The 26,313-nt window shown below is 42.7% G+C and carries 23 protein-coding genes; 3 read left to right on the forward strand and 20 right to left on the reverse strand.

What is annotated here, in order from left to right; all coding sequences use genetic code 11:
• Window positions 1–5: 5 nt before the first annotated feature.
• The 13 genes from ABVF09_RS13360 to ABVF09_RS13420 all read right to left on the reverse strand — a co-directional run bounded on the left by ABVF09_RS13360 (window position 6) and on the right by ABVF09_RS13420 (window position 14,534).
• A complete protein-coding gene (locus ABVF09_RS13360) occupies window positions 6–995 on the reverse strand; it encodes an ABC transporter substrate-binding protein (RefSeq protein ID WP_026569491.1) in 990 nt (329 codons plus the stop codon).
• A gap of 211 nt (window positions 996–1,206) precedes the next feature.
• Window positions 1,207–1,890, reverse strand: a complete 684-nt coding sequence (gene rpiA, locus ABVF09_RS13365; protein ID WP_026569490.1) for a ribose 5-phosphate isomerase A — start codon at window positions 1,888–1,890, stop codon at window positions 1,207–1,209.
• Window positions 1,891–2,173: 283 nt separating this feature from the next.
• Complete coding sequence (locus ABVF09_RS13370) at window positions 2,174–2,995, reverse strand: ABC transporter ATP-binding protein (RefSeq protein WP_153465348.1); 822 nt, start codon at window positions 2,993–2,995, stop codon at window positions 2,174–2,176.
• Window positions 2,995–4,029 (reverse strand): FecCD family ABC transporter permease, encoded by a 1,035-nt coding sequence (locus ABVF09_RS13375; protein WP_026569488.1) that lies wholly within the window; start codon window positions 4,027–4,029, stop codon window positions 2,995–2,997. The genes ABVF09_RS13370 and ABVF09_RS13375 overlap by 1 nt, the downstream gene beginning before the upstream one ends.
• Entirely contained in the window at window positions 4,026–5,066 is a 1,041-nt protein-coding gene (locus ABVF09_RS13380) for a FecCD family ABC transporter permease (RefSeq protein ID WP_026772324.1), read from the reverse strand. Before ABVF09_RS13380 ends, ABVF09_RS13375 begins: the two co-directional genes overlap by 4 nt.
• Window positions 5,059–6,132 carry an iron-siderophore ABC transporter substrate-binding protein gene (locus ABVF09_RS13385; RefSeq protein WP_371069385.1) on the reverse strand — a complete coding sequence of 358 codons (1,074 nt, stop codon included), beginning with the start codon at window positions 6,130–6,132 and terminating at the stop codon, window positions 5,059–5,061. The genes ABVF09_RS13380 and ABVF09_RS13385 overlap by 8 nt, the downstream gene beginning before the upstream one ends.
• A gap of 996 nt (window positions 6,133–7,128) precedes the next feature.
• Entirely contained in the window at window positions 7,129–8,415 is a 1,287-nt protein-coding gene (gene eno / locus ABVF09_RS13390; RefSeq protein ID WP_026569485.1) for a phosphopyruvate hydratase, read from the reverse strand.
• A 13-nt stretch (window positions 8,416–8,428) separates the two neighbouring features.
• Complete coding sequence (gene gpmI / locus ABVF09_RS13395; RefSeq protein WP_026569484.1) at window positions 8,429–9,967, reverse strand: 2,3-bisphosphoglycerate-independent phosphoglycerate mutase; 1,539 nt, start codon at window positions 9,965–9,967, stop codon at window positions 8,429–8,431.
• Window positions 9,964–10,722 (reverse strand): triose-phosphate isomerase, encoded by a 759-nt coding sequence (tpiA, locus tag ABVF09_RS13400; RefSeq protein ID WP_371069386.1) that lies wholly within the window; start codon window positions 10,720–10,722, stop codon window positions 9,964–9,966. The genes gpmI and tpiA overlap by 4 nt, the downstream gene beginning before the upstream one ends.
• A 17-nt stretch (window positions 10,723–10,739) precedes the next feature.
• Complete coding sequence (locus ABVF09_RS13405; protein ID WP_026569482.1) at window positions 10,740–11,921, reverse strand: phosphoglycerate kinase; 1,182 nt, start codon at window positions 11,919–11,921, stop codon at window positions 10,740–10,742.
• Window positions 11,922–12,087: 166 nt separating this feature from the next.
• Window positions 12,088–13,095, reverse strand: a complete 1,008-nt coding sequence (gene gap / locus ABVF09_RS13410) for a type I glyceraldehyde-3-phosphate dehydrogenase (protein ID WP_026569481.1) — start codon at window positions 13,093–13,095, stop codon at window positions 12,088–12,090.
• A 39-nt stretch (window positions 13,096–13,134) separates the two neighbouring features.
• The gene (locus ABVF09_RS13415; protein ID WP_026569480.1) at window positions 13,135–14,154 is read right to left on the reverse strand and encodes a sugar-binding transcriptional regulator; all 1,020 of its coding nucleotides are present in this window, start codon (window positions 14,152–14,154) and stop codon (window positions 13,135–13,137) included.
• Between the two features lie 146 nt (window positions 14,155–14,300).
• Window positions 14,301–14,534, reverse strand: a complete 234-nt coding sequence (locus ABVF09_RS13420) for a glutaredoxin family protein (protein ID WP_026772319.1) — start codon at window positions 14,532–14,534, stop codon at window positions 14,301–14,303.
• 290 nt (window positions 14,535–14,824) lie between these two features.
• Here ABVF09_RS13420 and ABVF09_RS13425 point away from each other — a divergent pair, with 290 nt between their 5' ends.
• Both ABVF09_RS13425 and ABVF09_RS13430 read left to right on the forward strand, forming a co-directional pair.
• Entirely contained in the window at window positions 14,825–15,400 is a 576-nt protein-coding gene (locus ABVF09_RS13425) for a hypothetical protein (protein ID WP_152525581.1), read from the forward strand.
• A 37-nt stretch (window positions 15,401–15,437) separates the two neighbouring features.
• Window positions 15,438–16,304: an alpha/beta fold hydrolase gene (locus tag ABVF09_RS13430; protein WP_153463303.1), complete on the forward strand. Its 867-nt coding sequence runs from the start codon at window positions 15,438–15,440 to the stop codon at window positions 16,302–16,304.
• Between the two features lie 82 nt (window positions 16,305–16,386).
• On the opposite strand, the gene ABVF09_RS13435 is transcribed toward ABVF09_RS13430, so the two are convergent.
• From ABVF09_RS13435 to ABVF09_RS13455, 5 genes are all read right to left on the reverse strand, one after another.
• Window positions 16,387–17,070, reverse strand: coding sequence for an RluA family pseudouridine synthase (locus ABVF09_RS13435; protein ID WP_026772316.1), 684 nt, complete (start codon window positions 17,068–17,070; stop codon window positions 16,387–16,389).
• A gap of 203 nt (window positions 17,071–17,273) precedes the next feature.
• Window positions 17,274–18,404: an MFS transporter gene (locus ABVF09_RS13440; protein ID WP_371069387.1), complete on the reverse strand. Its 1,131-nt coding sequence runs from the start codon at window positions 18,402–18,404 to the stop codon at window positions 17,274–17,276.
• Window positions 18,405–18,510: 106 nt separating this feature from the next.
• Entirely contained in the window at window positions 18,511–19,068 is a 558-nt protein-coding gene (locus ABVF09_RS13445; RefSeq protein WP_026569474.1) for a TetR/AcrR family transcriptional regulator, read from the reverse strand.
• 1,127 nt (window positions 19,069–20,195) lie between these two features.
• On the reverse strand, window positions 20,196–21,269 hold the full coding sequence (locus ABVF09_RS13450; protein WP_371069388.1) for a type I restriction endonuclease: 1,074 nt from the start codon (window positions 21,267–21,269) through the stop codon (window positions 20,196–20,198).
• Between the two features lie 413 nt (window positions 21,270–21,682).
• Entirely contained in the window at window positions 21,683–22,417 is a 735-nt protein-coding gene (locus ABVF09_RS13455; RefSeq protein ID WP_235162510.1) for a helix-turn-helix domain-containing protein, read from the reverse strand.
• A 262-nt stretch (window positions 22,418–22,679) separates the two neighbouring features.
• On the opposite strand from ABVF09_RS13455, the gene ABVF09_RS13460 reads away from it, so the two are divergent.
• Window positions 22,680–23,843, forward strand: a complete 1,164-nt coding sequence (locus ABVF09_RS13460) for an epoxide hydrolase family protein (protein ID WP_371069389.1) — start codon at window positions 22,680–22,682, stop codon at window positions 23,841–23,843.
• Window positions 23,844–24,151: 308 nt separating this feature from the next.
• Here the strand turns inward: ABVF09_RS13460 and rlmD are convergent, their stop codons facing one another.
• Together rlmD and ABVF09_RS13470 are read right to left on the reverse strand one after the other, a co-directional pair.
• On the reverse strand, window positions 24,152–25,633 hold the full coding sequence (gene rlmD, locus ABVF09_RS13465; protein WP_153463295.1) for a 23S rRNA (uracil(1939)-C(5))-methyltransferase RlmD: 1,482 nt from the start codon (window positions 25,631–25,633) through the stop codon (window positions 24,152–24,154).
• 314 nt (window positions 25,634–25,947) lie between these two features.
• A complete protein-coding gene (locus tag ABVF09_RS13470) occupies window positions 25,948–26,298 on the reverse strand; it encodes a DUF2200 domain-containing protein (RefSeq protein WP_026572079.1) in 351 nt (116 codons plus the stop codon).
• Between the last annotated feature and the right edge of the window lie 15 nt (window positions 26,299–26,313).

A 26,313-nucleotide genomic window follows, 5' to 3' on the forward strand; every position in this document is an offset into this window, starting at 1 on the left:
CTTCTCTACTCGATTAGCGCTTCCTTGATTTGTTCCGCAAATACTCCTGCCGACAACGGGCCTCCGAATGTCCATGTGTCCCCTGGCAGCCGATAAGTTTCATCCTGTTCGACAAATCGGAGATTTTCCCAAGCAGGGTTTCCTTTCAACTGATCGTCAAAAATATTGTCTTCTTCCTGAACGATGTAAAAAAAGCGTGCGTCCTGGAAATTTTGCAACGTTTCGACACTCGTTTCATCATATCCATATACCTGGAATCCATCTGATTGGTAGGCATTTTCCAATCCGATATTTTCCATGATTTGAACTGCCATTGCGTTATCTTTGAACAAACGGATTACCGGACTATTGTCCGAACTGTATGCCTGGGACAGCACAAACGGCTTTTCGCCCATCCCAGCGTCGGATATTTCCTGTTCCGCTTGTTGATAGGCAGATTCCAAATCATTTAAAACTTGGTCAGCCTTATCCTGTTTTCCAAACAGCTTGGCCAATTCGTTGAACGTCCCGGTCATTTCCTCATACTGATTCCCCTCTCCTTCCGCTGGATAGGGATTAAATGCCATAGTCGGCGCGATTTCTTTCAAGCTGTCCATTATCGCTTCGTGACGATACCCCGCTGTGATGATCAAATCTGGATCCAACTCGGCAATCGCTTCCAAATTCGGTTCCTGTCTCGTCCCGACATCCTGGACATCCTCTCCAAGCTCCGGTTCGATGTTTACCCAGTTATGATATCCTTCTATGTCAGCCATCCCGACTGGCTGAATGCCAAGAGCCAATAAATCTTCCGCATAAACCCATTCCAATACGACGACACGTTCCGGAGCCTGGTCAAAAGACTGTTCGCCGTATGCATCTTCTACTGTAATAGCTTCTTTCCCAGAGGTATCTTCTTTTTGACCGGCTTGCTCGTCCTGATCGGAACCGTCTCCGCAGGCAGCCAGCAAAACAGCCGTGATTATCGTGATTATAAGTATATACCACTTCTTCATTTCATTTTGTCCCCCTCTTTTAGTTTAAGTATGGTTATGTAATCATTATAAATGATAAAGATTCTCATTATCATTTACAGTGCAATCTTAGCTTATCCCTTCTCCCCTGTCAATCTCTTTTCAAGGCTTCCCTTTTGTTAAAGTGCATACTCACCACAATGTGAAAGGCAAAAAAACTTGCAGATGCATAGTCTGCAAGTTTTCTCCAACCCTATCTTTCCAGAATTTCAACACCGCTTTTCCGGCCGACAATCACTTTGTTCGTCCGATTGAGAAACAATCCTGTTTCCACCACTCCTAATGTCAGTTTTAGTTCACGGTGTACAGCTGCGGGGTCTCCCATCGCCTCGAAAGCGCAATCCACGATATAATTGTCATTGTTGGTCACAAACACTTCTCCGTCCTCAGTTTTCCTCAATTTTGGTGTACATCCTAAGGAGGAAAGTTTTCTCGTTGTGTTTTCCCAACCAAAGCGGACAATCTCCACAGGGAGTGGAAAACTGCCCAGCTTTCGAACCTGCTTACTTTCATCTACAATAATGATTAGTTTCTTTGCAGCGTCAGCGACTAGCTTTTCCCGAAGCAGGGACCCACCGCCTCCTTTAATCAGCTGAAAATCTGGATCGACTTCATCTGCGCCATCGATTGTCAAGTCAAGCCTGTTGATTTCAGCAAAAGTGGCAAGGGGGATGCCAAAGTCTTGGGCCCATGCTTCCGTACGCAAAGATGAAGGAACTCCCTTAATCTCCAACCCTTGCTTGATTCGTTCTCCCAGCTTTTTCATCATCCAGTAGACGGTAGAGCCAGAACCCAAACCAATCGTCATCCCGTCTTCTATGTATTCGACTGCTTTTTCACCGGCTCTTCTTTTCTTCTCCTCCACGTCATATGCCATGTTACCTGCCTCCCTTGTTAAAGGATGATTTGATTATATCCAGCTTATACCCGGGAAGCGTTTTATTCAACCTAGTCCTATTGTATTGCAGGCAAGCGGCTTAGCCCCTTTTGGAAGTTCTATTGAACACTAAAAGACACATCGGCAGAAATTCCGCCGCTTAAGAAGACAGCTTAGCCCAGGATAAAATGCTCTTTCCACGTAGTACGTAGGGTGAAGCATGCAAATGACGCAAAAAAACTGCTTAAAGCGAGCAATTTTTTGCGCCATGATTCACCTGTTTTCAACTATAAGTACCGGTCCTACTCGTAACGTGATGTCGTCCTATCGGCACCACAAAAGGAGAACCTGAAATCGGGTCTTCTATCACGGTACAATCCAGTCCGAAAATATCTTTAATCAACGTACTTGAGATGACTCGGGAAGGGCAGCCATTTGCGACCAGTTTTCCTTTGTTAAGAGCAAAAATATGGTCGGCATAGCGTGCTGACAAGTTTATGTCATGAAGCACCATGACAATGGTTGTTCCGTATTTTCGGTTAAGGTCTGTAAGCAAATCGAGAATTTCCACCTGATAGGTGATATCAAGAAAGGTAGTCGGTTCATCCAGAAATAATATGTCTGTTTGCTGTGCCAGCGCCATCGCTATCCAGACGCGCTGTCTTTGACCGCCTGAGAGCTCGTCAATGTGCTGATTGGCGAGTTCTGTGATATTCATGATTTCCATCGCCTCGGCAACTGCCTCGTAGTCCTCTTTCGTCCAACCGCCAAACAGGGCTTGATGCGGAAACCTCCCTCGTCCAACCAAATCAGCCACACTGATTCCTTCAGGAACGATCGGTGACTGTGGAAGAAGCCCTACAATACGCGCAAGATGCTTTGGCGGTACTTTGCTGATCGACTTTCCATCCAGGGTGATTTTACCGGAAATCGGTTTAATCAGCCTTGCCAATGTTTTAAGAAGCGTAGACTTTCCGCAGGCATTTGCACCAATGATCACATTTATTTTGTTACTTGGAATCTCCATGCTAATTTCTTGGATAACCGTTTTATCATCATAGCCAGCGATTACCTTTTCTGCCTGAAAGATATGATTCGGTTTCATTACAACTCTCCTTTTCGATTCATACGGACTAGCAAGTAAATCAAATACGGCGCACCGATGATGCCGGTGATGATTCCTACAGGGTATCGGACCTCAAATGCAAATTGACCGATCAAATCAGACGCCAAAACTAGATTGGCACCAACAAGACCTGCCGGGATCGCGCTCGAAAACCCAACACCTACGAGTCTTTTCGCAATCGGTCCAGCAAGAAATGCCACAAAGGCGATCGGCCCCGTGACGGCCGTTGCCAATGCAATGATACACACGGAACTCAAAATCAGAACAATTCTGGTCATATCCGTTCTTACTCCCAGAGAAGTGGCCGATTGTTCTCCAAGCTCCAGAATGCCAAGTTGTTTCCCCAGTGCTACAATGATAGGCGCCAAGCACAGAACACTGATAATAAGCAGTGGAAGTTCGTGCATTTGCGAACCATTGAGACTGCCGCTGAGCCATCTAAGTGCGGCGGGTATATCTTGTTGCGCTCCCACTAACAGAAGATAGGATATCAATGAATTAAGCATCGCCTGTATACCGATTCCGACTAAGATGATCCGCCCTATCGAAAATGTTTTTCCCCTTGAGAACAGATAAATGAACAAAACAGTGGCCAGACCGGCAATGATGGACGCCATAGAAACAATCGCATCACTAGTATGCAGGATGACAATACAAAAAACGGCAGCCGCGCTGGATCCTGTAGTGATTCCAATGACATTCGGATTGGCGAGTGGATTGCGCAGCATCGTCTGAAAGGTGTTTCCGCCGATGCCAAAAGCAAAGCCCGCAAGAAGACCAGCCAGCATTCTCGGCAAGCGAATGTTATTGACGGCAAAAGACACACCCTTGATTTTTTCTCCCAGAAGGACTTGCAATACATCCTTTATTGGGTAAACGGTGCTCCCCAGTATGAGCATCGCCCAGCATAATATAAATAAAAGTATTGCAAGAGTTCCTGTGACAATTATCCATCGCCGGCGTCTTTGACGTCTGCCTGCAATGATAAACTCTACAGATTTATTATTCTTCATAATGAACGCACTTTCGCCTTTCTGGCAAGTATAATCAATATGGGAGCCCCTACAAAAGCTGTTACAACCCCGACCTCAAGCTCTCCTGGGCTGCCGAGGAATCTCCCGCATACATCTGATATCGTTAAAATGACGGCTCCGGAGATGGCTGACATCGGAATAATAAACCGCATGTCCGACCCTAGAATAAGTCGCATGACATGAGTCGCCAGCAAGCCTATAAAACCGATCGGCCCTGCCAATGCCGTAGTCGCTCCACACAAAAGAACAGCAGCCAAAGCTGCAACAAGGCGCAGCATGCCAGTTCGAACACCCAACCCTGTAGCAACTTCATCCCCTAAGGCCAATGCATTGAGTGCGGTGGTGGAAATGATCCCCAGCAGAATTCCAATCAACAAAAATGGGAGGAAGGTAGTAATATCGCTCCAGTTTGCTGAGCTGACGCTTCCCACTTGCCAAAACCTGAATTGATCCATAACGTAAGAGCGCGGAATCATGATTGCTGTCACCAGAGAAGAAAGGGCAGCGCTCGTGGCGGCTCCAGCCAACACAAGCTTAAGGGGAGTGGCACCGCCCCGTCCCATAGACCCGATTCCAAACACGAAAACAGCAGTAAGCATCGCCCCTGCTAAGGCAAGCAAGATATACTGATTGGCAGTGTTAATGTTCAGGAATGCAATACCGCCTACCACAAACAAGGAAGCACCTGTGTTGACGCCCAATATGCTTGGATCCGCAATCGGGTTGCGAGTGACCGCCTGCATTAGTGCACCGGAAATGCCAAGTGCCGCACCGCAAAACAAGCTGAATACGGTGCGGGAGACCCTTTTACGCACTACATTAGCCTCATAAGAGTCGATAGACGGATGAAACAAACCATCTATCAATTCATCGAAACTTATCGGGCGCGAGCCAAGGACGAGGGACGCAGCCACACATAAACACAGCAAAATGAAACAAATAACCAGCACCGCGACAAAGTTGTGCGGAACATGCGGGGTGAAGCCTTTCTTTTTGGAATTTGGTAAACTATTCATCTAGCTTTTCAATAGCTCCTCCAATTAGTTCTAGATAGTCGTCAATGGTATAAGCAATCGAAAGCGGATTTGGATTCCCAGATGCCGCTAGAGGTGTATTGTTTCCAATGAATACAACAGAACCTCTTTCAATGGCCGGGATTTTTCCGAGCAGAGGATCTTCTTTCACTGCCTGGTATAAACTTTCATCACCATAGCCGATCAATATATCCGCATCGTTAAGGACATCGGCATTCTCGGCGCTTAGGGTCAGGGAAAAGCTGTTTGGATCCGTGATTTCATCCGTTACACTTTCCGGATATTCCATTCCTAGCTCGGTCAAGAATGCTCCTCGAGGATCTTCAGGTGTATAAACATAAATTTTCGATAAATCATCGGCAGAGAAGTTGGCAAAAACAACTTTTTTCCCTTTCATCTCAGGGTAATCGCTTGCTTTTTCCTTGATCAGGTTCTCGGTGTCTTTTATAAGTTGTTCCCCCTCTTTTTTCATTCCCATGCCTGCTGCATCCAATCTGACTTGCTCCCGCCAAGTGGTCAGCCAAGGACCATCCTTATAAGCAACAACCGGAGCGATTTCACTGAGGATATCATAGTCTTCCTGTGTGATTCCGGAATAACCGGCTAAAATGACATCCGGATTAGTATCTGAAATCGCCTCGAAATCAAGACCATCTGTATCCTGGAAAATATTCGGATCTTCTGCTCCGAGTTCTTCCAGTTTTTCAGCTGTCCAAGGCAACATCCCGCTGCCATCCTGGACCCCGTAATTTGCTGCCGAGAAACCGACAGGTACTACTCCAAGGGCAAGTGCAACATCGTGATTCGCCCATTGAACGGTCGCAACTCGTTCAGGCTTGCTCTCAATGACCGTTTCGCCAAAGGCATGCTCGATCACAATTGGATATTCGGTGTTTTCTTCATTGGCCGAAGCGTCCTCGTTATCTTCTGATTTAGATGCAGAACTTGTTTGGCCCACTGAGCATCCAAACAAAACCAGAATGCTAAAAGTCAAAATAACCGTGATTGCCAGTGAAAATTTCCCTTTTGTATTCATTTGTAAAACCATTCCTTTCCTCTTTTGTTTTTATGTATCAATGACCAGCTGTCTCATCAATCCAGCATGCAGCATGTTTTTTGGCAGCCGATAAAAATAGTGGTGATTTGCAGCAGTATAGATAGAGTGGTTTTCAATTAGAGCTCTTTAATTGAAAATGATTCTCATTATCATGATAGAATTTCCTCCCTCGCTTGTCAACAAAAAATTCACTGAATTACTTGTAACGAAGCTCCGCCCTATCAAGCTGACCATTTGATTTTTTCGTATAAAATATAAACTGCGACATAGTTTGGATGCGTCTTCCTGACTTCTTACTTTTGTTGAGTTGGAATTCGACGCTGCGAAAATACCCTGCGCTTTCCGCGGGCGGCTGGTGAGCTTCCTCGAGCTGACGCTCTGCGGGATCTCACCGAGGCCTTTCCTCCCGCGGGAGTCTCCGGGTATTTTCTTCGCTAGGAACAGCTTTCTGTTTATAAACGCGTGTACTGGACATTTTTTTATTCATCGTACTTCATGGCCCGTATCATCAAATGACATTGCTAGAAAAACAAGCGGAAAGTCCAAGAACAGGAGATAAGACGGGAACTCCAACTGTCTTTTATGAAAAGGAATACCTACTTCCTGACAAACGTTTTTAAGATGGCTTTGTTGGTTCTCAGGAAAAAGTCTACGCTTCCGCTAATCAGCATGCTCCTTAGCGCAGGGAGCATACGAAGACTCCAGCGGGAATAGCGCGAGCTGAAGATCCACTTGGTAAAGGGCTTTTCTTTACCAAGTTAGCTGAAGCCGTGCCCGCGGAAAGCGAAGGATGCTACCGAAGCGTTGGATAACCGCTATAGGTAGTGCGCAGCATCTATCAACTGCTGGGATTGAGATGAGAAGAGCGATAAGAGAAAGGACTAGTACTTATTTCGGAGTGATGAAAGGAGGAACAACACAAAAAAAGACTGCCGGATTTTTATCCGACAGTCTGACCTTTCGTTAAAGGAAAGGAACTTCAAAATCTTATTTATTCAGGTTGTAGAAAGAATCCAGTCCGCCGTATACGCCAGTGCCAACCAATTCGTCTTCGATACGAAGAAGCTGGTTGTATTTCGCTACACGGTCTGTACGGGAAGGTGCTCCCGTTTTGATTTGGCCGGCATTCGTTGCAACGGCAATATCCGCAATCGTTGCATCCTCGGTTTCACCGGAACGGTGGGAGATGACCGCTGTGTAGCCTGCACGTTTCGCCATTTCGATAGCCTGGAATGTTTCTGTCAGTGTACCGATTTGGTTTACTTTGATCAAGATCGAGTTGCCGACACCTTGTTCGATACCTTGCTTCAAGCGAACGGTGTTGGTTACGAACAAGTCGTCACCGACAAGCTGCACTCTGTCGCCGATACGCTCTGTAAGCATGCGGTGGCCTTCCCAGTCGTTTTCATCAAGACCGTCTTCGATAGAGATGATTGGGTACTTGTTAATCATTTCTTCGAACCAGTCGATCATTTCTTCAGAAGAACGGACAACCCCTTCTCCTTTCAGGTTGTACTTGCCGTTTTCATAGAACTCAGAAGAAGCGACGTCCATTGCAAGTTTTACTTGCTCGCCAGGCTTATAGCCAGCTGCTTCGATTGCTTCAATAATCGTTTGGAAAGCTTCCTCGTTCGACTTCAAGTTCGGAGCGAATCCGCCTTCGTCACCGACACCGGTATTGTAGCCTTTCGATTTCAATACTCCTTTAAGGGAATGGAAAATTTCCGCACCCATACGCAGTGCTTCACGGAAAGTCGGAGCACCTACAGGCATGATCATGAATTCTTGAATATCGACGTTATTGTCTGCATGCTCACCGCCGTTCAGGATGTTCATCATTGGTGTTGGCAAGGTATGAGCACTGAAACCACCCAAGTATTTGTACAAAGGCTGCCCCAGGTAATCGGCTGCCGCATGGGCTACTGCCATGGAAACACCAAGAATTGCATTGGCACCTAGTTTACCTTTGTTTTCTGTTCCATCCAATTCAATCAATAGCTGATCGATGATGATTTGACGGGTAACATCCATGCCGATCAGTTCTGGTGCAATGGTTTCGTTGACATTTTCCACTGCGCGCAGGACGCCTTTTCCTAGATAGCGTTCTTTGTCACCGTCGCGAAGTTCTACTGCTTCGTGTTCTCCAGTGGAAGCACCGCTTGGTACCAATGCAGAGCCGAATGCTCCTGATTCTGTGAATACTTCTACTTCAACTGTAGGGTTGCCGCGGGAATCCAATACCTCGCGAGCATATACGTCTGTAATGTAAGGCATGTAAATCTCTCCTTTATTTTTTGATTAATGACTGACCTGTCATTTCTTTTGGTTGTTCTACATCGAGTAAGTCCAACAATGTTGGCGATAAGTCACCTAGAATGCCGCCTTCGCGGAGTTCAATCCCTTCTCTTGTGACAATCACAGGTACAGGATTGGTTGTGTGGGCTGTCATTGGTTTTCCTTCCAATGTCACCACTTCATCCGAGTTACCATGGTCGGCGGTAATGATTGCTTCGCCGCCCAGCTCGATGATTTTGTCGACAACTTTTCCGAGGCATTCATCTACAGCTTCCAACGCATCGATGGTTGGCTGCAGCATACCGGAGTGACCGACCATGTCTGGATTGGCAAAGTTCAAGAGGATGGCGTTCTGGTTCCCCTCATCCAATTCCTTCAACAAGGCATCTGTCACTTCATACGCGCTCATTTCCGGTTTCAAATCATAGGTAGCGACTTTTGGAGAATCGATAAGAATCCGTTTTTCGCCCGGGAATTCCTGTTCTCTTCCGCCGCTCATGAAAAAGGTCACGTGCGGATATTTTTCCGTTTCCGCAATGCGCAGCTGGTTCAAGTTGTTTTGCGACAATACTTCTCCGACTGTATTATCGAGGTTGACTGGCTTGTAGGCTACGAAGCCGTCGACCGTTTCGCTGAACTGGGTAAGTCCCACGAAATAAAGGTTTTTCGGATATTTGTCGCCACGTTCGAAGTCACGGAAATCTTCATTGGCAAACGTCCGGGAAATCTGGATGGCGCGGTCAGGACGGAAGTTATAAAAGATCAAGGAGTCTTCATCTTTTATCGTCCCTTTCGGTTGTCCATTCTCATCGACGATCACCGACGGCAGGACGAACTCATCATAGATTTCATTTTCATATGAGTCATCAACGACTTCATATGGTGTTTTATATTTCGGACCTTCACCGTAAACCATGGCGTCATAGGATTTTTTCACGCGGTCCCAGCGCTTGTCACGGTCCATGGAATAATAACGGCCGGAAATCGTAGCAAATTCCCCTACACCGTATTTTTCCATGATTTCTTCGGTTTGTCTGATATATTGCTCTGCAGATTTTTGGCCCACGTCTCTTCCATCCAGGATTCCGTGAACATACACTTGCTCAAGTCCCTTAGTGGAAGCAAGCTTCAACAGACCGAATAAGTGTTCAATATGGCTGTGTACACCGCCATCGGAAAGCAAACCGAAAACATGAAGGGCCTTGTTGTTTTCCTTGGCGTGATTGACCGCGTTAACCAAGGCTTCATTCTCGAAAAAGTCGCCTTCTTTGATCGATTTATTGACCCGTGTCAGGCTTTGATAAACAACCCTGCCGGCACCGATGTTCAGGTGTCCGACCTCGGAGTTGCCCATTTGTCCTTCTGGAAGACCGACAGCTTCTCCCGACGCATTCAACTGTGTATGCGGATATTTATTAAAATAACGGTCGAAGTTCGGCATGTTCGCCTGTTTGACAGCGTTCCCTTTCACTTCGTCCCGGATGCCGAAACCATCCAGGATAATTAACGCCGCTAGTTTATCTTGTTTCATTTGGCACCAGCCTCCGCTAATTGAACAAATGAATCAGCTTCCAGGCTTGCTCCTCCGACAAGTGCGCCATCGATATCAGCCTGTGACAATAGTTCATCGACATTGGCTGGTTTTACACTGCCGCCGTATTGTAGTCTGATCGCTTCGCCCGCTTCTTCGGAAGAAAATTGTTTTACAACGTTGCGGATATGAGCACACACTTCATTTGCCTGCTCTGAAGTGGCTGTTTTTCCTGTGCCGATAGCCCAGATTGGCTCATAAGCTATGATAGAAGCCTTGACTTGGTCATCTGTCAACCCGGACAACGCTTGTTTCACTTGTGACTCAATGTGGTTCATGGTTTCGTTGTTTTCACGCTGTTCAAGCGTTTCACCGACACAAATAATCGGAGTAAGACCATGATTAAATGCCGCGTGGGTTTTCTTGTTCACAGTTTCGTCTGTTTCTGCGAAGTATTCCCGGCGTTCCGAGTGACCCAGTACCACATGTGTCACACCCAAATCTTTCAGCATGACAGGGCTGACCTCGCCAGTGAAAGCACCGTTGTCTTCATAATGCATGTTTTGTGCTGCTACTTTCAAGTCCGATCCCTTCGCTTTTTCCACTAAAACAGGAAGAAAAGGGAATGGTGCGCAAACGATCGATTCAGCCTTATCTCCGCTAGGGATTCTAGTTTTTGTTTCTTCCACGAATTGTTCGGCTTCTGACAGGACTTTGTTCATTTTCCAGTTACCAGCAATTACATTTTTACGCATAAGAATCACCTCTCCTGTTATTTATCGCTAAGTGCATCGACGCCTGGCAAAACCTTGCCTTCCATGAACTCCAGGGAAGCTCCGCCGCCAGTGGACACATGGTCCATTTGCTCAGCATATCCGAATTTTTCTACAGCAGCAGCTGAATCTCCTCCGCCGATGACCGTGTAACCTTCTGTTTCAGCCATAGCTTTGGCAACGGCCTTCGTACCATTCGCATAGATATCCAACTCAAATACTCCCATTGGTCCATTCCAAATCACAAGTTTGGAGTCTGAAACAATCTCGCTGTACTTTTCTCTTGTCTTAGGACCGATATCCAACGCTTCCCAATCAGCAGGAATGTTCTCGATATCGACGATTTGCGTATTCGCATCGTTGGAGAAGTCATCCCCCACTACGACATCGACCGGCATAATGAAGTTCACGCCATTGTCTTCTGCTTTCTTCATGAATTGTTTTGCCAAATCGATTTTATCTTCTTCCAGCAAAGACTTTCCGATTTCATAGCCGCGGGCTTTGATGAAAGTATAAGCAAGTCCGCCGCCAATGATCAGATTATCGACTTTATCGAGCAAATGATCGATAACCCCGATTTTATCTTTTACCTTGGCACCACCGATAATCGCCGTGAACGGGCGCTCAGGATTAGACAATGCTTTGCCCAGCACGTTTAGTTCTTTCTCCATCAACAATCCTGCTGCAGAAGGCAAATGTTCGGCAATTCCTGCAGTCGATGCATGGGCTCTGTGGGCTGCTCCAAATGCATCGTTGACATAAACATCCGCCATGTCTGCAAATGCTTTGGAAAGTTCTGGGTCATTTTTTTCTTCACCTGGATGGAAACGGACGTTTTCGATCAACAATACATCGCCGTTTTTCATTTCGGATAATGCTTGATCGACTTCGCTTCCGTATACCTCGTCTGTTTTTGTCACCGTTTTGCCGAGTAGATCGCTCAAACGTTTCGCAACGGCATCCAAACGAAGCTCTTCTACCACTTCGCCTTTTGGTCTGCCCAAGTGGCTGGCAAGTATTACTTGTGCCCCCTGTTCAACCAGTTTTCCGATTGTCGGCAGTGCAGCTTTGATTCGTGTATCATCACTGACTTCGCCATCGCTCATCGGAACGTTGAAGTCCACTCTGCAAAAGACCTTTTTTCCTTTTACATCAAGATCGGCAATTGTCTTTTTATCCATGCTGTTTCAGCCTCCTTACCTGTAATAGCTCCACATACTATCATTCCCGTATGTAGGTTCCTGTTAACCGGGAACCTTTAAATTCATACGAAAACCACGCAAGGGAGGAGGACAAATCCCCCTCCCTGCTGGTCATTCGTTCATGTTATTCGTGTTTTTGCAGGGATTAAAGGCCTTGTTTTTTAAGGAAAACAGCCAAGTCTACACAACGTGTAGAGTATCCCATTTCGTTGTCATACCAAGTAACGACTTTCACCATGTTATCTTCAAGCACCATAGTAGACAGGCCATCTGCGATAGAAGAATGGGTGTTGCCTACGATGTCAGAAGAAACAAGCGGCAGTTCACTGTATTCCAGGATGCCTTTCAAGTCGCCTTCTGCAGCTTCGCGAAGTGCTGCATTTACATCGTCAGCTGTTACGTTTTTATCCAGTTCAACAACCAAGTCCACAATAGAACCGTCTGGAGTTGGAACACGCATAGCCATACCGTTCAATTTACCTTCCAATTCAGGAAGAACTTTGGCTACAGCTTTTGCTGCACCAGTAGTGGTAGGAATGATGTTTTGTGCAGCAGCACGTGCACGACGGTAGTCTTTATGCGGCAAATCAAGGATTTGCTGGTCATTTGTATAAGAGTGAACAGTTGTCATCAGGCCGCGCTTGATACCGAATTTTTCATGAAGCACTTTAGCTGCTGGAGCCAAAGAGTTTGTTGTACAAGACGCGTTAGAAATGACATGATGGCTTGCTGCATCGTACTTGTCTTCGTTAACACCCATAACCAATGTGAGGTCTTCGTTTTTAGCAGGTGCAGAGATAACCACTTTTTTCGCACCAGCGTCCAGATGTTTTTTCGCATCGTCACGGTTTGTGAAGATACCAGTAGATTCGATTACTACTTCTACGCCCAAATCTCCCCAACCAAGGTTAGCTGGATCGCGTTCAGACTTAACGATGATTTCTTTTCCTGCTACAACAAGGTTAGCACCGTTTACAGAAACCTCTTCTTCAAGGATTCCGTGTACAGAGTCATATTTCAAAAGATGTGCAAGCATGTTTGCATCTGTAAGGTCGTTTACTGCAACTACCTCTACTTCGTCATTTTTCAATGCTTGACGGAATACGTTACGACCGATACGGCCAAAACCATTAATACCTACTTTTACTGCCATTTGTTATTCCTCCTTATTTTTCCTATATATTTAAAGGGATTACTCCCTTATTAACTCTTTTGCCGCCCCTTCATCGGTGACAAGGACGTTGCTTTTTCCCTGCTGGAAGTAAGACATGATCGCCTTCGCCTTTGAAGTGCCTCCAGCAACAGCGACGACACACTGGGAACTGAATAAATCTTCCAGCTGCAGACCGACAGTCCTTACTTTGTGGATGACTTCCCCGGTTTTGTTGAAATAATAGCCGAATGCTTCACTGACCGCATTGCCGGTCTTGATCTTCTGTAAAACCTCTTCCGAAGTCTTCCTCCGCTCGGCCATCGTCATCGCATCGCCAATACCATGAATGACGACATCTGCCTGTCTGATCAATTGAAGAATTTCTTTGACGGATGGCTCTCCGATAATCGATTGATAGGATTCTTCACTCAAGGGATCGGGCACATGGAGCAGCCTGTATTCCCCATTGGCTTTATTTGCCATCTCCGCACAAATCGTGTTCGCCTGATTTTCCACACGCTCTCCCAAACCGCCCCGGGCAGGAACGAACATGCAGTTTTTTGCATTCTCAAGAGGGTTCATCATCTCGGCGACTGCAGCCATCGACGTTCCACCTGTCACAGCAATGGTTTGATTGTTTTCCAGAATCGACCGCAAAAACCCGATTGCGGCTTTTCCCATTTCTTGTTTTACCCAATCAACCTCATCACTATTACCAGGAACCACAATAACATGGTCTACGTGTAATTTATCCTTTACACTTTGTTCTAAAACACTAAAGCCGGACACTTCCTTCATGAATTCCCCGAGCTGCTCCAATATGTTGGTGCCTTCTGTGGTCAACAGCATGCCCTTTGCCGTGATATCGAGAAAGCCGTTGCTGTTCAAGAAGTCGACTTCACTCCTGACCAGCCGTTCTCCCATTTCGATATTATCAGCCAGGCTTCTGCGGCCGATCGGCCCCATCAATTGTATGTAGTGCAAAATCTTGTACCTGCGCTGCATAACTTCCAAGACATCAGGGAATAATTTTTTCTGAAGGTCGATTAATGCTCTCATGTTATTACTCCTTTTTTTCACCAGTTAATGCTAACCGGGTTAAAAATGTCCCTGGTAGGCGTATTATGTCCCGCAGACTCCAAAAAAATTCCTCTTACAAATTTCATTGTATCAGAACCGTCAAAATCCGACAACTAAAAGCAATCCTATTTTAAAAAATCACTCACGTTCGCCCACTCGATTTGCCCGTAGTCTGCTTCCTGCCCATCGATTTCCACTACTGGGATCATCAATTGATATTTCTCCAGGAGTTCATCATCGTGATAAATATCAACTTCTTTCAAATCATAACCGTATTGATCCTGAAATGCTAGCAGAAGATCTCTGGCCTCCTCACATAAGGGACAATTCGGCTTCGAATATAAAACCACTTTTTTCATGTTATTCCCTCCACTCTTCTATTGTGCCATACTCTCTCCCAAGAAAACAGCAGGAAGCACTTATGGTATTCCCTGAGCTCACTACCACTGTGGAAAGCAAAATTTGCTACAAAGACGAGTTCTTTTATCTACGCAATAAGCAGGTTAAATTATATTTACAGTTTGAAAAGGAATTGCATCAGAATTACCGAATAGTAAAAAAAGGTCTCTTTTTCTCGTCAAATATAAGCTTAATCTGGAAGGAGCGATTTTGTATCCAGAAACAAATATCTATGGTGCTTTGCATCTTTTTGCTTTTTATTATTTCTGTACAATTATTAATAGATAAAGGAACAGAAGAAAAAACAGTAGAAGAAATGAAAAAGGACATATCGGACAGAGGGAGTAATCATCAAGGCACACCAAATAGAAAGAACGGGAAATTGATCATGGATAAGGAGATGTATTACGACTACTTCCAAAATAATCGTAACGATGCATCTGCGATGAAAGCCAGAGAACTATTGAAGCAAACAGCAATTTCGATAAGTCCTGATGGAGCAGAGAAAATTCCGAAGCAAGAAGAGATTCCTTCGTTCTTCAGAGGAAATAAAGAAGAAATGGCCCATCTACAAGAGAAAAATAATAAGGAACACTCCGGAAATCTCATCAACAATTTGGCGCGGAAAGCCGCTTTGTTAGAGCAGGCTGGAACCTTGATTGAAAATAAGCAGATCAAAGCCGAGCTGTCTTATTTAGCAAACGAGTTAACAGAAATAAAATTTTATCGGATAGATGAAACCGAGGAATTCATCCAAGCGTATAAGAGGTACACAGAATTACAAACAAAACTATTGGAAATTCACTATGCAATTGAATCTACTTGAACATGATAAATCGATTCCTTTCAAAAGAGGTGCCAGGATGAACAGAAAAATGGGAGAATACTACATAGACGGATTTACTGTGGAATACTCGATTGTCGGCCAGGGTCGACCTGTGCTCGTTTTTCATGGAGGGCATTCCAATTGCCAGGAAGAATTCGGATACGAAGCGTTGGTCGATAGTGGTTTCTCCGTGATTACGCCTTCAAGAGCAGGATATGGAACAACTTCTCCGGAAATAGGCACCAGCTTATCCACTGCCTGCTATTACTATGCAAAACTTTTAGATCATTTGAATATCAATAACGCGCATGTCATTGCCATATCTGCCGGCGGTCCCACCGGCATTTACTTTGCCGCACATTTTTCCGGACACACCCGCTCCCTCGTCCTGCAATCTGCCGTTACGCAGGAATGGCTGACGCCCAAGGATATCGAATACAAAGCGGCGAACGTGTTATTCCATCCGAAAACCGAAAAATACACGTGGAAACTATTATCTTCCTTCAGTAATACTTTTCCGAACTTTATGTTCAAGCAAATGCTCCCTTCCTTCAGCAAGCTATCATACAAGGAAGTCAAGGATAAAATGGGAGAAAACGATGTGGAAGCTATCCGGAAAATGAATAACAGACAGCGGTCAGGCTATGGTTTCGAAATAGACTTACAACAGATAAACGAGCTGTCGGTTCGGGATTTACATGCTGTCTCCTGTCCTACATTGATCATGCACAGTAAACATGATCGTTCGGTGTCTCTGGATCATGCCTACTTTGCTAAGGAAAACATTCCAATGGCTGAACTTCAGCTACTTGACGCATGGGGCCATTTGATTTGGCTTGGTGAGTCGGACGGAGAAACAGATAGAATGGTGATTGCTTTCTTAAAGCAAGGCAGGGTCTGTTGAAATTCAATAAAGTAAAAGGCGCCAATCGATGCATGATTAGCACCTGATCATTTCCTCTTGCATATATGATTGTACTGCCCTGTCACTGCGCAAGCTCTTTCCATAGGTTCCAAGGATAGGTGTTTGGCGGCAAGGATGTTGCCTTCATTTCTTCTTTTTTAGTAGGATGGTTGAACGCAAGTGATTGAGACCATAAGGCGATTTGCTGGCCTGGACGGTTGACGTCCTCCCCATACTTTTGGTCCCCATAGAGTGGACGATTTCGAGAGGAAAGCTGTACACGTATTTGGTGTGGTCTGCCCGTATGCAGTTTTATCGAAAGAAGGGATAATCCTTTCTTTTCACTGATTACGTCATACTCCAACACTGCCTTTTTGGCTTTTTCATGATCCGAAGAGCTCGTATATACTTGGTTTTTACGTGTGTCTTTTACCAAGTAATCCTCTAGTACATTGTGTTTTTTCGGCATTTTTCCCCGCACTACTGCCAAATAGCTTTTATCAATCGTCTTGCGCCGCATCATATCAGACAGACGCGAGGCCGCTTTTGATGTCTTGGCAAACACCATCGCCCCACCGACAGGTCGATCCAAGCGGTGAACGAGCCCAAGGTACACGTTGCCTGGCTTTTGGTATCGATATTTTATATCTTCTTTTAGAAGCGAGAGTAAATCTTTGTCTTTCGATTGGTCCTCTTGTACTGGAATATTAACTGGCTTTTCGATACAAAGCAGGTGGTTGTCCTCGTAAATTATTGGTATATCCATTTTTTATTTACTCCTAACTAATTAACTATAAAAAATGGTAACATACAACCATCTATCGATAAACCACCCGCATGGCAAGCATATTATGGAATCTGTATAAGCCTTAACACAAAAATGTTCCACAAAGTCTTTCTCTTTCTATTAAATGGGCTGCACAAGCCCAAGCTGGATAAAAGATGACTGTTCATACCAGAGAGTGAATTTTAAATGTACTTATTTCGCTTTTTCAAAAATAAAGCTGCATAACCAATAAAGGAAGCTCCTATAAATACGGCCGGATAACTTAATAGACCAGCGAAAACCCCGGAAACAACCGATCCTATTGCTTGACCGAGGGCCAGTAATAAAAAGGGGATACCTACCCCCAATGAGGGATTGGACTTAAATACAGAAATGCCCCACGCTATCAAAACACCTGTCATAAAAATATATGAGCTGCCAAAGAGGGCTGGTGATATAAACCCAATCATCCTATTATCTACAAATGCCCCTAGTAACAGTGACGAGGTTGAAAGAGCCAATACAGAAATCCTGTATGCAGTTACTAAACTAAACCTATTTATAACTGCACCTGCTGTTCCTCCCAACAATCCTGAAAATCCAATAACGACCCACAACCACTCACCGATATAATCAGGAACACTTCCGGTCTGCAAGATGAAATCTCTTGAAAACGTCCAATAGGCTGCACAGGATATTCCTAATACCAGAGACGCGACAATTAACGGGATGGACCTTCTCCACTCTTCTTTCGAGAAATGGAATGTCTCGTTTTCTTGTACATTTTGTTCTTTTGGCAGCACTTTGTAATTAGCGAATACTACTGCTATGGCAATGACCACAAATATCAAATACGTTTCTCTCCAATTATCTGCCATGACAATGGCAATAGCCCCTGTTAGAGCTGTTCCAATACTGGTCCCTGAATTGATCCAAGAGTTCGTCTGATTCTGTAATCTTCTTTCTACACTTTTGTCCACAATGGCAGCGTAGGGAGGAGATGAAAAGCCCGAACTTAATCCTGCCAAAAATATGCCCAGACCTAGAATGCCAGGGTTTACAGCGACAGAGATAATACCCAAACCAATGATCGAAAACAGTCCGGCAAGAAGAAGAATGAATTTTGAAGAAAGCTTATTAGAAAATACCATCGCCAATACTATTGCGATACAGTAAGCGATGTAGGAAAACGAAGAAATGACTCCGCTGGTACGTTGCTCCATGTTAATGGTTTCGCTAATATAGGGCAGCATTAAACCGTAACTAAATCTGGATAAACCATATGTTACCGCAATCATAGGCAACCCTACCATAATCAACTTCTTTTCTTTCATCTCAGATACCCCTCTTCTTTTATATATAACGTTCATTATAATAAATAACCAAAAAAAACAGGGACCTTTGACTGTGCTATTGTTCATTCGTCCCCTCTAATTGCTACTATTCATTTGCCCTGATCTGTAAATTCTTCACTAAATCGATTGCTGCCTCTTTCACTTCATCCACTTCCTGTATTTGGGCCATTGATGTTATCCCCTCCAATATAATGGATAACTGAACACCGAAGGATCCAGGAACATTAAATGGTTTTATATCATTTTGAATCCGGTTTAGCAGTGTTTTTTTGTGTTCCCTGCTTAGCGAAGCAATCTCCTCATTTATGCCTTCATATTCCTGCTTTGCTCTTAAAAACAAGCAACCGTTAGTGCCCTCTGCTTCTATCCAGTCCATATGAGCCTGAATCAGGGACATGACGTAAGATTCTAAACTTTCCCTTTTATTAAGTTTCTCTCCCATCAATTCAAAATAATGATTCTCTCTTCGGACTAATATTTCCTTAATGACATCTTCCTTCGATTTGAAATGATAATACATCGTCATTGGTGCGACTCCGGCCTGCTCCAATATAGCCTTTACACCGATCGAATGAAAACCGTGCTGATAAAATAACTCTTCAGCCGTATTTAATATCGCTTCTTTTTTCTTTGACTTTTTCATATGAGATCCCCTTTTTATATTGAACGGTCATTATAATAATAACACTTATTTCTTGTCTTGCAAGGTTTAGAGAAAGATATTATGAATCTTCTTTCTCTAATGCTCATAATAGTTTATTTTGGGATCCCCAGAAGAGTTTAATAAATCTTCATATAACTGATTGCTAAATGATTATTTAAATTTCTTAGAACTTTTTTACCTTGATTAAAGGAACTCATTGTGCCTATTTCCTTTTCTATTAGGTTACAATTTCCTATAGTTTGCACTAGTTACTATTACATTCGCTTTCTCTTCATTAATTGAAGAAACAGGGTAAACGTTTTGTGGATATTCACCTAATACCCTTGCTAGACTATTAAATTGGTGTCCACTCAATTCACAGATAATAATTTTTTTATTAACGCATCTTCAGCTTCCAGAGTAAGACAATTCATAAGTTAACCTCACATAAAACAATATTTAAATAGTAATTCTATTTATCAAAAAATAAAAATTTATTAAAAATTTTAAACATAGTAAGTAGAAAAGCAATGGTGATTACTTATAGACTTGAGACAACCCACGTGTTATTTATTCCAAAGTACCTGCTCCCCAGAATCAACACTTATAAGTTCTGGAGGCAGACACCGAAATTCAATAACTAATTTTTTATTCGTATAAACATATAAAATCCACTACTTATATAGTGAAACATTTTTTAATAAATTTATTCAGATGAATATGCCTCGAACCTATAGATTCGGTAAGATACAGATTACCAAAATAACAACTGCAATAATCAGGCAATAGAAAAGCCATAAGGTAGTTGACCAACAAACTTTAAACCAAGAGTCAATCTTATCTTTAAAGGTTGAAGTATTCATTGAAAAGTCTATCTGACTATCTGATTCTACAACTCTAATACTATCGTATAACTCTCTAAACAGCTCTTCCTGTCGAAGAAAATATCCATCTCACATCAAAAATATCAATGTAGGAATAAGAACGATTACAATATAATCAGCTTCCATATTTTTCACATTAGCAAAAAGCTAATATACCCACTACTCAAACATGGAATCGGTTCTGTTGGTCGTGAATTCTTTAACAAACGACAGTACCCTCCCCATGTCTTTAGCTTATATAAATTACTTAAAACTTTCGACCACTTGCTTAATTTCTTTCTTGAACTTCGCTAAATCCGATACTTTGTTGATTGAGTAAGTAGTACGATCTTCGTCATTTAATTGAAGATATTTATTATTCTCAGAGTTCAAACCTAACCGGCATACCCATTTACGAATGTTGTCATCAAGTAAGATGTTGAAATAACTTTTATTATCTCTATAGTGCACTCTGTCTTCATCAACTACTTCAGATAATATTAACCGTGCAATTGCAAATCCCTGAATTTCTTCTTCTGTAGTAATGATTTCCCGCTTCTCGTTTACATCTCCTTCTAAATCGGGCTCTTGTGGAGTTCCCTTGCTCTGATCACCCTCACTACTCGTGTTTTTCAAGGCTGCATTCAACTTGTCATTGACCATTTCATTGATAAACTGCTTGAATGCTTTTTTTATGATTGGCTCAAATTGTGACACTACGTTCTTAGTTTTTCTACCTTCATATACGCTATTTAATACGAAGTGAATAAAATCTTCACTCGGGTTCTCCCAGAGTTCATTTAATAATTCTTTTATCTTCCCGTTATATTTAAGTTCAGATGCTGTATTGAAGATTTTATCAACATCAAAGTTCTCTTTTTTAAATTTAGATAGCTCCGTTAGAGTACTATCCCTTATATCCAGCAATTCAAAAGTGAAGAAAGGAGTCGGATCCATCTTGTTTTGTTCCTCTAAATCAGTAAAAAATTTATAAGTAACACCATTCGTGAGAATACCAAATTTTGCTTTGGTAGTACCGAAATATCTAAATAATTGTGAATCATGCTTTGTTAATACCTCAGTTAGAGCTTTAGCTTCAATTAGGATTAACGGCTCCCCTTCATGCATAATCGCATAGTCCACTTTTTCACCTTTCTTAATACCAACGTCTGCTATGTATTCTGGAGTGAACTCTGCTGGGTTAAAAACGTCATAGCCAAGCGTTTGAAAGAAAGGCATAATAATACTCGTTTTAGTAGCTTCCTCTGTTTGAATATTGTCTTTCATTTTTTGAACACGCTCACTGAGTCCTCTCATTTTCTCATGGAAATCTGACATGTTAAACACTCCCCTTTTCCTCTTCAATTAACATAAAAGCTCCACCTAATAAACAATTTCTACCACATAAAACTGTAAATTCTAGACATTACTACCATAAAACATCAGCATATAATTCAATATTCTACAATCAATTGAAAATTCCTCTATAATTTGACAATTCAAAATGAAAGAAAAAGCACATGAGTCTTAGCATGTAAAGACCCATGTGCTTTTTAAAACTATATTACTTTTTCTCCAACCACGTCACACACTCCACATGTGTCTGGGCAGTAAGAAGATACAAATACGCAATTAATATGAATTTTGCGTAAACATATCCACCTTTAGTAAGAGGGGCGTGTTTGTGCTTTGCCTTTTCATTTTTATTGTTGCCTATATTTTCTGGTATAAAATCAGATTCTTTTCCTGTTCTATACAATTTGGTTATATGCAAACTCACGTGAACTATTACGAAATTCAGTTGGAGTCATGCCCTTTTTAACAGTAAATTGCTTTATAAAATACGAGTCATACTCAAATCCCACAGCACATGCAATTTCGTTCAAGCTCATACCTGTATGAGTCAGAAGATTCTCGGCAATCTTTAAGCGATATAATAATAAATATCCCTTAGCAGTACATCCATATAAATCCTGAAACTTTTTATTTAGTGATACTCTATTCAAATGAGCACATTTTGTTAAATCTTCTAAACTTATTTTATCGGGATAGTTAGTGTGTATATATTCTAAAACAAGTCCAACAGGTGATTGTTCGCTATGGTTGTTCAACTCTTCAAGCAACCCTAAAATTTGTATTAAATACTTTTTTATTCTGCACACCCAAAGTGAATCGCTCTGAGCATTCACTTCTGTTCCTATAACAAAAAACCACTCAAATAATTTAGGATAGACTTTCTCGGTAGCAGTATATACTCCCGTATGAGTATTATCCCTTTTAAATAGCGAAAGGCCCGTTTCTATTTTTAAACCGGTTGACATATACCCCTCAGTTTCAGAAAAATGTGCCGTATTAAAAAAATCAGGATGGAAAGAAAATGACTGTGATGATACATTGTTTCTTTCTAAAACTTGTATTTTATCATCCATAGACAAACAAAGAATACTTGGAGCAACAATTTTCATAGGGAAGTGGTTCAATTGCAACTTAACACATCCGCTTGTAATAAAAATTATAGTGAAACGCTCCTTATAAGGTAAGTTACTAAAACTTTCTTTTGCAACGAATTCTATATATACAGTTCTATTCTTATGGCGGTCTTTTTGCGGAATAATTATCCCCCCCCATTAACAAATAGTATAGTTTAAAGCTACATTTTTACCATCGTATCAAATATTTTTTATAGTATATACTATTATCAATCCTAAGTTATAAATCTTACACGACTTATATGAAAGGAGAATCACAATGTCTATTGAACGCTTCAATATCAATATATCTGACGAAGTCCTTAATGATTTAAAATACAGACTGGAACATATCCGATGGCCTGATCAGTTGGAAGGGGACGGTTGGGAAAGAGGTACTGATATAAATTATTTACAATCGTTGATTTCTTACTGGCGTCACCAATTTGATTGGCGCGCACAAGAGGCTGAATTAAATCGATTTTCCCAATTTAAATGTAATGTGGAGGGAATAGATATTCACTTTGTGCACGAACACGGTAAAGGTCCTAATCCTATGCCAATCATCCTCACTCATGGATGGCCTGACAGTTACATACGCTACAAAAAGATTATCCCTCTACTTACTGATCCAGCCAGTTACGGCGGCAAGGCGGAAGATTCTTTTGATGTAATTGTTCCTTCACTACCCGGATTCGGTTTTTCCAGCAGCCCAAAACATAGTGGAGTCAACAATTATTATGTTTCTGAGCTTTGGGCAATACTAATGACCGAAGAACTTGGCTATAGTAAATTCGCTGCTGCTGGAGGGGATATTGGTTCAGGTGTTACAAGATATCTGGCATTAAATCATCCAGAAATCCTAACAGGAATCCACCTAACAGATATCGGGATCATTAGAAATCTCATGGCTTCACATGACGATGCAGAACTTTCAGAAGAAGAATTGCAATACAAGAAAAATACCCCAACATGGATTTCCAATGAGGGAGCTTATATGGCTATTCAGTCCACAAAACCCCAGACTCTTGCATACGGCCTTTCTGACTCACCAGTAGGGTTGGCTGCCTGGATTATTGAGAAATTCCGTGGGTGGAGCGATTGTAATGGTGATCTACAGAAAAGATATAGTATGGATGAACTACTCACTAATATAATGATCTATTGGGTTACTAATACTATAGGATCATCAATAAATACGTATTATGAAAACACCCATTCCTTACCGCCAATGGGGCGTATAGACGTTCCAACAGGTTTAGCACTTTTCCCTGCTGATATATTATTACCACCTAAGGAATGGGTGCACCGCAATCTGAATATCACCCGTTTTACCACAATGCCCAACGGCGGACATTTTACTGCCATGGAGGAACCTGAAATTTTCGCCGAAGAAATTAAGGCTTTCTTTAGACCATATAGAAGCAAAAACAATAGGTTATAATAATATATGAAGTATACACCATTAGTGAAAAGTTTAAATGATTTTTCACTAGGTGTTTTATAGATTACTTTATAATCTTTTCAATTATACTTCATCCTTTCCGAGCAGAGTGCTATAGTCTCATGGTAAATGTTCATGGCAAATATTTCAATTCTGCTAGGTATAGTAATTCCGGCATGCACAATAAACTTAATGCAAAACCCAAACCTTAACCCCTTAAGCAAAATTTCCTCAAACTTATTAGTCTGAGGAAACATAACACACACTTAAATACTTACTTAAAACCCTTCAAAGCCTTTGATATAAGGCTATTTGCGTTCTATCAACACAACCGTCTCAACATGCACCGTCTGCGGAAACATATCCACGGGCTGGATACCTTTCACCTCATACCCGTTCTTGGTCAAATAGTTCAGATCCCGTACCTGCGTCTCCGGATTACAGGACACATAAATGACACGCTTCGGCTTCAGTTTCACCACACTGGACAAGAACGCTTCATCACTTCCGCTTCGAGGCGGGTCCATGATGACGACATCCGCTTTCTCACCGCGCGCTGCCATCTGTACCATGAATTCACCAGCATCGCTTTGATAGAAACGGGCATTTTTCACGCCATTGCGCTTGGAGTTATGGATGGCGTCTCGAACCGCATCCTTATTCAGCTCCACCCCTATGACCTTGCCTGCTTTTTGGCTGGCAATCAGACCAATCGTACCGATACCGCAGTAGGCATCGATTACCGTTTCTTTTCCGGACAATTTCGCCATCTCAATGGCTTTTGCATATAGCTTTTCCGTCTGAACAGGGTTGATTTGATAGAAGGATTTAGCGGAAATATCAAACTTCAGTCCACACAAGGTGTCTGTTATCGTCCCTTTTCCGAACAGTACTTTTTCCTGGTCACCTAAAACCATGCTCGTCTTCCGGTTATTCACGTTCATGAGGATGGTTGTGATTTCTGGGTGGGCCTTCCTGAGTGCTTTGACAAAATTATTCTTTCCCTTGAATACAGGGGAAGCTACAACCAACACCACCATGATCTCCCCGCTCACCTTGCCGACCTTTACCAGTACGTGGCGCAGGAAGCCTTGTCCAGTATCTTCATTATATGGCTGGATTTTAAAAGATTTCATCATCCCCTTGATGGTTTGCCAAATTTCGTCCGCTTTCGGATCGTGAATGAGACACCGATCCATCGAAATAAGCCGGTGACTATTCTGGGCGTATAGTCCGCCAATAATTTGTCGATCCTTATTCAAACCGAATGTCGTATGACTTTTGTTCCGATAATCATAGGGATGGTCCATGGATAAAATGGGTGCTGGTTTACCGAACGGTTTCATCAATTTATCTATCGTTTCCTGTTTGAAATGCATTTGCGCGCGGTCGTTCATATGCTGCAGTTGACATCCCCCGCACTCGTAATAATAAGAACAGGCTGGGTCGACCCGGTTTTCGGACCGAGTTATTACTCGTTTCAGTTCCGCAGCAATGTTTTTCCCACTGGTGGACACCGTTATTTCAGCCGTTTCGCCAGGTAGTAGATGCTCTACCTCCAGCTGTTTACCTTCCCAATGGACAATCCCTTTTCCATTATTGGTGAGCCCTGTACAGTTCACCTTTACGGTTACACTTTTCTTGTTACCTGGACGCTTGCTTTTATGCGGGTTCTTGCCTTGTGATTTATTTCGTGTGGCCACTTTTGAATGCTTTTTTGAGTGAGCTTTAGTCGATGAATTGTGTTTTGTTGTCGATCTATTATCTCCACTATGCTTACGTTTTTTCATAGGCACTTCCCATCTTTCTTCTTGTGACACTCCATTATAAACCACCAAATGACAACAGTAAAACCCACACCTAAAAAAGCTCACAACCAAATACTGGGTTGGGTAGTCCTTCTTCTGCTAATTAATATTCTTCTTTGAATAGATCAGCCATCGTGGCAAACAATCGCTTCACCTTATGTTTACAGTTTTAGACAGTGTAAGGAAGTTCGGTTTACATTTTCCTTGTAAACATTTTCGGGCTTCTCTTATATAATCATTAAAAAACACCGATTCTATTGCCATCAATAGAATCGGTGTTTCTCTGTATCAGATGATTATTTCCGCAAGATTTTCTCCATCGTTTTTCCCTTTGCTAATTCATCGATCAGTTTATCCAAATAGCGGATTTCCTGCATTGTTGGTTCTTCGATGTCTTCCACTCGCACCCCGCAGATTACGCCTTTAATTAACGTTCGCGACGGATTCATCCCGGGAGCTTCCGCGAAGAAGGTCTCAAAGTCTGTTTGTTTTTCCAGCTGTGCTTCTAACCCTTCCTGGGTATATCCAGTCAACCAACGGATGATTTCATCCACTTCCGTTTTCGTGCGTCCTTTTTTCTCCGCTTTCTTTATATAATGGGGATACACACTTGCGAAACTCATGGTATAAATCTTATGTTTCGGCATGATTCACCTCCTCGT

The organism is Sediminibacillus sp. JSM 1682029, from assembly GCF_041366435.1.
Taxonomy (GTDB): domain Bacteria; phylum Bacillota; class Bacilli; order Bacillales; family Amphibacillaceae; genus Sediminibacillus; species Sediminibacillus terrae.